Source organism: Proteus sp. TJ1640, from assembly GCF_003144445.1.
Lineage (GTDB): Bacteria > Pseudomonadota > Gammaproteobacteria > Enterobacterales > Enterobacteriaceae > Proteus > Proteus penneri.
This window is the reverse complement of record NZ_PENY01000024.1, coordinates 115213-122603: the sequence shown is the minus strand read 5'-3', so window position 1 is coordinate 122603 and position 7391 is coordinate 115213. Positions and strand designations below refer to the sequence as shown.

Below are 7391 nucleotides of genomic sequence, written 5' to 3'. Positions count from 1 at the left end.
ACCTGACAACACCGAAGGTGTTTTGTCTGAGAGACAAAGATTAATGAAGTAAGCTTGTTTAAGATTGAATATTGCTGGTTACGAACTGATGAAAGGTGAGTAACGGGTAATAAAACCANTTGCTGGTTACGAACTGATGAAAGGTGAGTAACGGGTAATAAAACCAAATTTGCTTGGCGGCCATAGCGCAGCGGTCCCACCTGATCCCATGCCGAACTCAGAAGTGAAACGTTGTAGCGCCGATGGTAGTGTGGGGTCTCCCCATGTGAGAGTAGGGAACTGCCAGGCATCAATTAAAGCGTTAATGTTAAATAACATTAATCGCGAAAAGAATACGCGGAGCGGTAGTTCAGTTGGTTAGAATACCTGCCTGTCACGCAGGGGGTCGCGGGTTCGAGTCCCGTCCGTTCCGCCAACATTAAAAAACCTAAGTCTAATGACTTAGGTTTTTTTTTGCTTAAAATTTAGAAAAAAGTATAAATTAATCAGATAATTTTAAGTAAACATAACTATTATGTATAAAAATAATTACTTTTGTTGATAATGATGTCCTTTTAAAGGGTGAGAGTGAAGCTTGCCTTTGGTATACTTTAGCTATAGCAAGAGATCTTGCTGTTTACCTGAGGTTGCTAATGGCGAAAAAACCGACTTATTCAGTGCGTTTTGTGGCAGGTCAACCTGTTGAGCGGATTGAACCTAGCCCGCCTTTAAGTGAAAGAAAGGATATTTTACCTATTGGAATGCCTCTTTACACCGAAGGCATTCTAAAAATTGCGGTTTGGAATATCTATAAACAGCAACGCCCCAATTGGCGCAATATGTTGGAAATACTTTCAACAGATACACATTTGCTTTTGTTACAAGAAGCGCAAACTACACCAGAGCTTGTCCGTTTTGCTGGGGCTCATCATCTAATAGCAGACCAAGTTCCTGCCTTGGCTTTTCAACAACATCCTGCAGGAGTGATGACATTATCAAGCTCTCATCCTATCTATTGCTGTCCTCTCAGAGAGAAAGAACCCTTCTTACGATTGTCCAAATCAGCATTAATTACGGTATATCCATTAATTACGGGTGATCATTTAATGATCATTAATGTACATGCGATTAATTTTAGTTTTGGAGTTGATGTTTATCGGCGTCAATTGAGCAATTTATCTGTTCATATCATGCATCATAAAGGGCCGGTTATTTTAGCAGGGGATTTTAATGCATGGAGTCGTCCAAGAATCAATGTATTAAAACGCTTTGCGAGAAGATTAGGACTTAAAGAAGTTATTTTTGATAATGATTGGCGTACCAAAGCCTTTGGCAAACCATTAGATTATATTTTTTATCGCGGACTATCGTTAAATAATGCTGAAGTGTTGATCACTGATGCATCCGATCATCATCCTTTAATTGCGACATTCTATTAATTGGTTATGATAACATTAATAAATATTAAGCTAATAATATTTAAATGTTATATAACTATATTTATTATTTATTAATATAACTATACTAGACTTAACTAACCTATCTATTTAATCTATTTGTTATATTAACATCATTTACTATACTTTTTTTGTCTATCTAATATCACTAGATATAGGAAATAAAATGCCAGCAAAAAATATAGTTATTATTGGCGGTGGTACCGGCGGAACTATTCTTGCTAATATCCTAGCTAAAAAATTAAATGAAGAAATATTTTCAAATAAAATTAAAATTACACTTATTTCAGATAATCCTAATCATTATTACAAACCTGCATTTATGTATATTGCATTTAATCTTTTTTTAAAAGAAGAGCTAATGCGATCAGAAAGAAGTTTATTAAGACCTGAAATTGAATTTGTTATCGATAAAGCAGAACGTTTTGACTTTAATAATAAAGTGATTTACTGCGAATCTAATAAAAAATATAACTATGATTTTTTAGTATTAGCAACAGGTTGTGTTCCTAGTCCTCATAGAATTGAAGGCTTAAAAGAAGCGGGAAATCATTTTTACCAATATGAAGCGGCTAGAACACTTGCTGATAAATTAGCTAAAATTGAAAAGGGTCGTGTATTTATTACGGTTAGCTTCCCTGAAACGCCAAATGTACCTCACCAATGCGGGATCGCGCCAATGGAAACCACATTGATGCTGGATGAATTTCTTCGTCAGCGTCGGGTTAGAAATAATATTGAAATTGTTTATACCTATCCTACGGTTGCTCAACTTTTAAGAAACTGTCTGTTTATGCAACAAGAGGTTTGTGAAGTGCTTCCTGCTGTATTCTCTGAGCGAGATATTAAAGCTAAACGGGGCTTTACGTTGAGCCATGTTGACCCTGATAAGAAAATAGCTTACTCAAAAGAAGGCGAGGCAGAGCCATTTGATATCCTTATGAGTACACCGCCTATTACTGCCGTTGAGGCGATCCGTAATACAGGTTTAAGTGAACATAATAATGGTGAAGGCTGGTTACCTACTGATCCTGAAACATTGCAGGTCTATGGATTAAATCAAGTGTACGTTCTTGGTGATACAGTTGATTTACCGATTAGTAAAGCCGGTGGTAGTTGTCATAATCAAGCGGGCGTAATTGCAAATAATATCTGTGGTGAACTTCGTTATGGTTATCCTGCTGCAATTTATGATGGTCGCGTGCAAGCAGTTGCACAAATGGGATTATCAGCAGGTATGCCATTACAGTATGACTATAAGCATGACGTAACTCCTACACCACCAACAAAGCTGGGCGGGTTACTACGTAATAGTTATAACCGAGGCTTATATTGGGCAACCGTTAGAGGATTATTATAGGGGATACAATAATGAGTGAAAATAAATTAAGCCCTGCAGATATTCAATTATTATCTGACGAAGACAAATTACATCTTCAACATTTATTAGAAAAAGCAAGACCATTATTAGCATTAAAGCGCTTTGATAATATCGTCGATTTATTATCTTTAATATCTGACTCAATAGATATTATAGATAATGCGACAGTTGAAAAACTTTCGGTTGCGTTTGAAGAAACATTAATACCAGTATGGGAATTAAGTACTGCTTATAATATGGCAAAGAAAGAATCTCTTTATCAAGATAAAAAATATACTTTAGGTTCAACTTTCGCATTGTTAAAAAATCCTGATACCCTCAAAGGGATCTCAATTATTCTAAGAACAGTTCAAATTATTGGAGAAAATAACCACAAATAGAAAATTAATTGTGAGGAAATATTATGAGACAATCTAGTAAACATTTTAATACTCAAGCAATACATTATGGCTATTCTCCGTTAGATTCTCAGGGGGCATTAGCGCCTCCTATTTTTCAAACATCCACTTTTGTTTTTCCAACGGCACAATACGGTGCTGATTGTTTTGCGGGTAAAGAGAAAGGACATTTTTATTCTCGGATCTCAAACCCAACACTCGATTTATTGGAAAAGCGTCTAGCTAAATTAGAAAAAGGAGAAGCCGCGATTGTCTTTTCTTCAGGAATGGGGGCGATTACTTCTAGTTGTTGGTCGTTACTAAAACCTGATGATGAATTAATTGCTGATATGACGCTTTATGGTTGTACGTTTAAATTTTTCAATCATTGGCTCGCTAAATTCGGCGTTAAAATAAAGCATGTTGATTTAACTAATCTTGAAAAATTAAAAGAAGCAATCACAGAGAAAACAAAGCTCATTTTCTTTGAGACGCCTGCTAATCCTAATATGCGTGTCAGTGATATAGCAAAAATATCAGAAATTGCGCATCAACATAATATTTTAGTAATGGTAGATAGCACTTATTGCTCGCCTTATTTACAGCAACCTTTAGGACTTGGTGCAGATATTGTTGTGCATTCAATGACCAAATACTTATCAGGACATGGTGATGTAACGGCTGGCGCGATTATAACAACGCATGAATTAGCCGATAAAATACGTGTTGAGGGTTTAAAGGATATGACAGGAGCTTGTTTGTCTCCTCACGATGCTTCATTAATATTGCGGGGAATAAAAACACTTGGGATAAGAATGGAGCAGATCTGCGAAAATGCACAACGTATAGCACAATACCTTGAAGATAATCCTAATGTTGAAACGATTTATTATCCTGGATTAGCTTCTTTCCCTCAATATGAACTTGCCAAACGCCAGATGTATTTAGCCGGTGGCATGATAGCTATTGAGTTAAAAGGAGGTATTAAAGCAGGTAGAGAGTTTCTCAATCGTTTAAATCTTTTTAGTCGAGCTGTGAGTTTAGGAGACTGCGAATCTTTAGCTCAACATCCTGCCACAATGACCCATGCCACTTATAGTGCAGAAGAACGACAAAGGCATGGTATTAGTGATGGTTTAATTCGATTATCAATTGGTCTTGAAGATGTCGAAGATTTAATTGCTGATTTAAAGCAAGCATTGGTTTAGTGAAAACTACATAATCATAATAAAGAACGCATAATCATAATAAAGAAAAAGGCTGTGAAAATATCCACAGCCTTTATTGTTTAACTCAAAAATACGACTTATTTCTGGTTCATTCTCGGTTTGATACCTACATAGTAGCCAATAGTTAAAATCGCTACCCATACCATACCGACAACCAATGCCATTCTGGTTGACTCAAAATAGCCTAAGATTGCGATAACAAACGCCATAAAGACAATGGTTAGTGCGGGGGCAACAGGCCAAAATGGTACTGGAAATTTCAGTGTTTTTACCTCTTCTGCGCTCATCTTACGACGCATAGCAACTTGAGAAAGTAAAATCATTAACCACACCCAAACTGTTGCAAATGTTGCAATAGAGGCGATTAAAACAAAGATTTGCTCTGGAATAAGGTAGTTAAGTACTACGCCCAGCAACAATACGACAGACATCACTAGCACCGTCATCCAAGGTACACCATTACGGGTAAGCTTCATAAAAGATTTTGGTGCTTGTCCTTCTTGAGCCATACCGTACATCATACGACCAGCGCCGAAGATATCACTGTTGATCGCAGAAATTGCGGCTGTAATAACCACTAGATTTAAGATGTTTGCTGCTGAATTGATCCCGAGATTTGAGAAAATCTGTACAAATGGGCTACCGTTATGGCCGATTTGTTGCCAAGGGAAAATACACATTAGAATGAATATTGTTAGAACATAGAATAATAAGATACGAAACGGTACGGCATTGATAGCTTTAGGAATGGTTTTCTCAGGATCTTTAGCTTCACTGGCAGTAATACCAATGACTTCAATCCCACCAAATGCAAACATCACAATGGCAAGAGAGGCGATAACTCCTTCAATGCCATTTGGCATAAAACCACCAAACTCCCATAAGTTAGAAATACCAATAGGATGTTCTGTTTGTTGGCCAAAGCCATACATCATAATGACAATACCACCAATTATCATGGCGATAATTGCAGTGACTTTAACGATAGAAAGCCAAAATTCCATTTCACCAAATATCTTCACATGGCAAAGGTTTAAGGCGCCAATAAAGCAAACAATACCTAATACCCATATCCATTGATCAACATCTGGGAACCAGAGTTTCATATAAAAACCGAATGCGGTGACGTCAGCCAGACAAACAATCAGCATTTCAAAAACGTAGTTCCAGCCAGTTAAAAAGCCCGCTAAAGGCCCCATATAATGGCTAGCATATTGTGAGAAAGAGCCCGCAACAGGATGATGAACAGCCATTTCACCTAATGCACGCATAACCATAAATACTGCCGCCCCACCAATAAGATAAGCAAGCAATACAGCAGGGCCTGCTTTCTCAATAGCGGCCGCAGAGCCATAAAATAAACCTGTACCGATTGCAGAGCCTAGCGCCATAAAACGAATGTGCCGCCCTGACAATCCTCGTGAAAGTTGATTCTCTTTTTGCATCTAAAGTATTCCCATCTCTGTCCAACTGAGGAACTCTATCCTCTTTTTCAGTGTCTTCTCGCACGTTAGCTATTCAAAACAAACCATGTACCTTATCATAAAGCCTCTTACGGTGAGATAGTTATCTGTAATAATCATCAGCATTCATTGGATATCAGAGTTTCTTATGCAATACCCCATTAATGAAGTGTTTCAAACCTTACAGGGTGAAGGTGTTTTTACTGGCGTTCCTGCGCTTTTTGTTCGATTACAAGGTTGCCCAGTCGGTTGTAGTTGGTGTGATACCAAGCATACTTGGGAAAAAGAAGACGAAAAAAAAGTTCTTCTTGGCGATATTCCTATTAAAACGCAAGAAAGTGATACGTGGGGAGAAGCCAGCGTTGCTCAGATTTTATCACTTTTTCAACAGCAAGGTTATAGTGCGAAACATGTCGTTATTACAGGTGGAGAACCTTGCTTATATGATTTACGTCCTTTAACTGAAGGACTTGAGCAAGCAGGTTTTGCCTGCCAGATAGAAACCAGTGGTACTCATGATATTTTATGTAGTGAGAAAACATGGGTGACATTATCCCCAAAAGTAGGTATGAAAGGGGGATTTACAGTATTACCCAGTGCCATCAATCGAGCTAATGAGATAAAACATCCCGTTGGGCGTGAAAAAGATATTGAAGCATTGGATACCTTACTGACATTACGCACAGAACACCCTGCACCTGTTGTTGCCTTACAACCCATTAGTTGTAAAGAGAGTGCGACGGCATTATGTATTAAAACCTGTATTGAACGTAATTGGCGTTTTTCAATGCAAACACATAAGTATTTAAATATTGCATGATCGCGTTTTTAATATAAAAAATCAGCCCATAAAAGGCTGATTTTCTTTTTTTAGGTGATAACGATTTAATATTAATACAGATCTATTCACCGCGATAAATACATCCTGCTGTACACGTTTCTTTCACCATCACCGCAGATAATAATGGCAATGACGGTTTTACTTGTTGCCAAATCCATTTTGCCAGCACTTCGCTGGTCGGATTTTCTAGGCCTTCAATTTCATTAAGATAGTAGTGATCTAGACGCTCAAGAGTAGGTTTAAATGCGGCTTTCACATCAGCAAAATCAATAAGCCAACCTGAATGTGCATTAACTTCACCTGTTAACTCTAATCTAACAAGAAAAGAGTGCCCATGAAGACGTCCACATTTGTGGCCTTCAGGAACATGTGGCAAATGGTGGGCGGCTTCAAACTGAAAATCTTTAAAGATGGTGGTTGTCATCAAAACTCTCTTGACTTAATTAGTAAAAAAAAGACACAAATAGAACGAAGGCTACCAGTGTAGCCGATTTAGCGTATCACGCCTAATCCCCCTTAATCTTAATGGATTATTATGTTCCTTTTTGCTTATTCATTATATTGATAAAGGAAACCAATAAATAAATTTAGCATTTAAGGTTATTAGATAGAGCTAACAGGTCTTTAATTCACCTTCTAGTCGTGGGATACCCTCTCAATATTA

At 37.5% G+C, this 7391-nt stretch carries 7 protein-coding genes, 1 tRNA gene and 1 rRNA gene; 7 read left to right on the top strand and 2 right to left on the bottom strand.

The window, feature by feature from the left end; all coding sequences use genetic code 11:
• Positions 1–172: 172 nt before the first annotated feature.
• The 6 genes from rrf (at position 173) to DK861_RS11745 (ending at position 4402) form a co-directional block, all read left to right on the top strand.
• Positions 173–288: ribosomal RNA gene (gene rrf, locus DK861_RS11770) — 5S ribosomal RNA — on the top strand.
• Between the two features lie 50 nt (positions 289–338).
• Positions 339–415: transfer RNA gene (locus DK861_RS11765), tRNA-Asp, on the top strand.
• A gap of 217 nt (positions 416–632) precedes the next feature.
• Entirely contained in the window at positions 633–1418 is a 786-nt protein-coding gene (locus tag DK861_RS11760; RefSeq protein WP_109400220.1) for an endonuclease/exonuclease/phosphatase family protein, read from the top strand.
• 184 nt (positions 1419–1602) lie between these two features.
• Positions 1603–2796, top strand: coding sequence for an FAD/NAD(P)-binding oxidoreductase (locus DK861_RS11755; protein ID WP_072065153.1), 1194 nt, complete (start codon positions 1603–1605; stop codon positions 2794–2796).
• 11 nt (positions 2797–2807) lie between these two features.
• Positions 2808–3197 (top strand): hypothetical protein, encoded by a 390-nt coding sequence (locus DK861_RS11750; RefSeq protein ID WP_109400219.1) that lies wholly within the window; start codon positions 2808–2810, stop codon positions 3195–3197.
• A gap of 23 nt (positions 3198–3220) precedes the next feature.
• On the top strand, positions 3221–4402 hold the full coding sequence (locus DK861_RS11745; RefSeq protein WP_109400218.1) for a methionine gamma-lyase: 1182 nt from the start codon (positions 3221–3223) through the stop codon (positions 4400–4402).
• Between the two features lie 98 nt (positions 4403–4500).
• Here the strand turns inward: DK861_RS11745 and DK861_RS11740 are convergent, their stop codons facing one another.
• Positions 4501–5868 (bottom strand): amino acid permease, encoded by a 1368-nt coding sequence (locus DK861_RS11740; RefSeq protein WP_006534096.1) that lies wholly within the window; start codon positions 5866–5868, stop codon positions 4501–4503.
• Between the two features lie 166 nt (positions 5869–6034).
• Here DK861_RS11740 and queE point away from each other — a divergent pair, with 166 nt between their 5' ends.
• Positions 6035–6706: a 7-carboxy-7-deazaguanine synthase QueE gene (gene queE / locus DK861_RS11735; RefSeq protein WP_072065150.1), complete on the top strand. Its 672-nt coding sequence runs from the start codon at positions 6035–6037 to the stop codon at positions 6704–6706.
• 82 nt (positions 6707–6788) lie between these two features.
• Here queE and queD read toward each other — a convergent pair whose 3' ends face one another.
• A complete protein-coding gene (gene queD, locus DK861_RS11730; RefSeq protein WP_109400217.1) occupies positions 6789–7154 on the bottom strand; it encodes a 6-carboxytetrahydropterin synthase QueD in 366 nt (121 codons plus the stop codon).
• Positions 7155–7391 lie beyond the last annotated feature (237 nt).

Bases quoted from the DNA above. Each gene is read 5' to 3' on its own strand.
- DK861_RS11760 (WP_109400220.1), top strand. From the start codon at position 633: ATGGCGAAAAAACCGACTTATTCAGTGCGTTTTGTGGCAGGTCAACCT.
- DK861_RS11755 (WP_072065153.1), top strand. From the start codon at position 1,603: ATGCCAGCAAAAAATATAGTTATTATTGGCGGTGGTACCGGCGGAACT.
- DK861_RS11745 (WP_109400218.1), top strand. From the start codon at position 3,221: ATGAGACAATCTAGTAAACATTTTAATACTCAAGCAATACATTATGGC.
- queE (WP_072065150.1), top strand. From the start codon at position 6,035: ATGCAATACCCCATTAATGAAGTGTTTCAAACCTTACAGGGTGAAGGT.
- DK861_RS11740 (WP_006534096.1), bottom strand. From the start codon at position 5,868: ATGCAAAAAGAGAATCAACTTTCACGAGGATTGTCAGGGCGGCACATT.
- DK861_RS11750 (WP_109400219.1), top strand. From the start codon at position 2,808: ATGAGTGAAAATAAATTAAGCCCTGCAGATATTCAATTATTATCTGAC.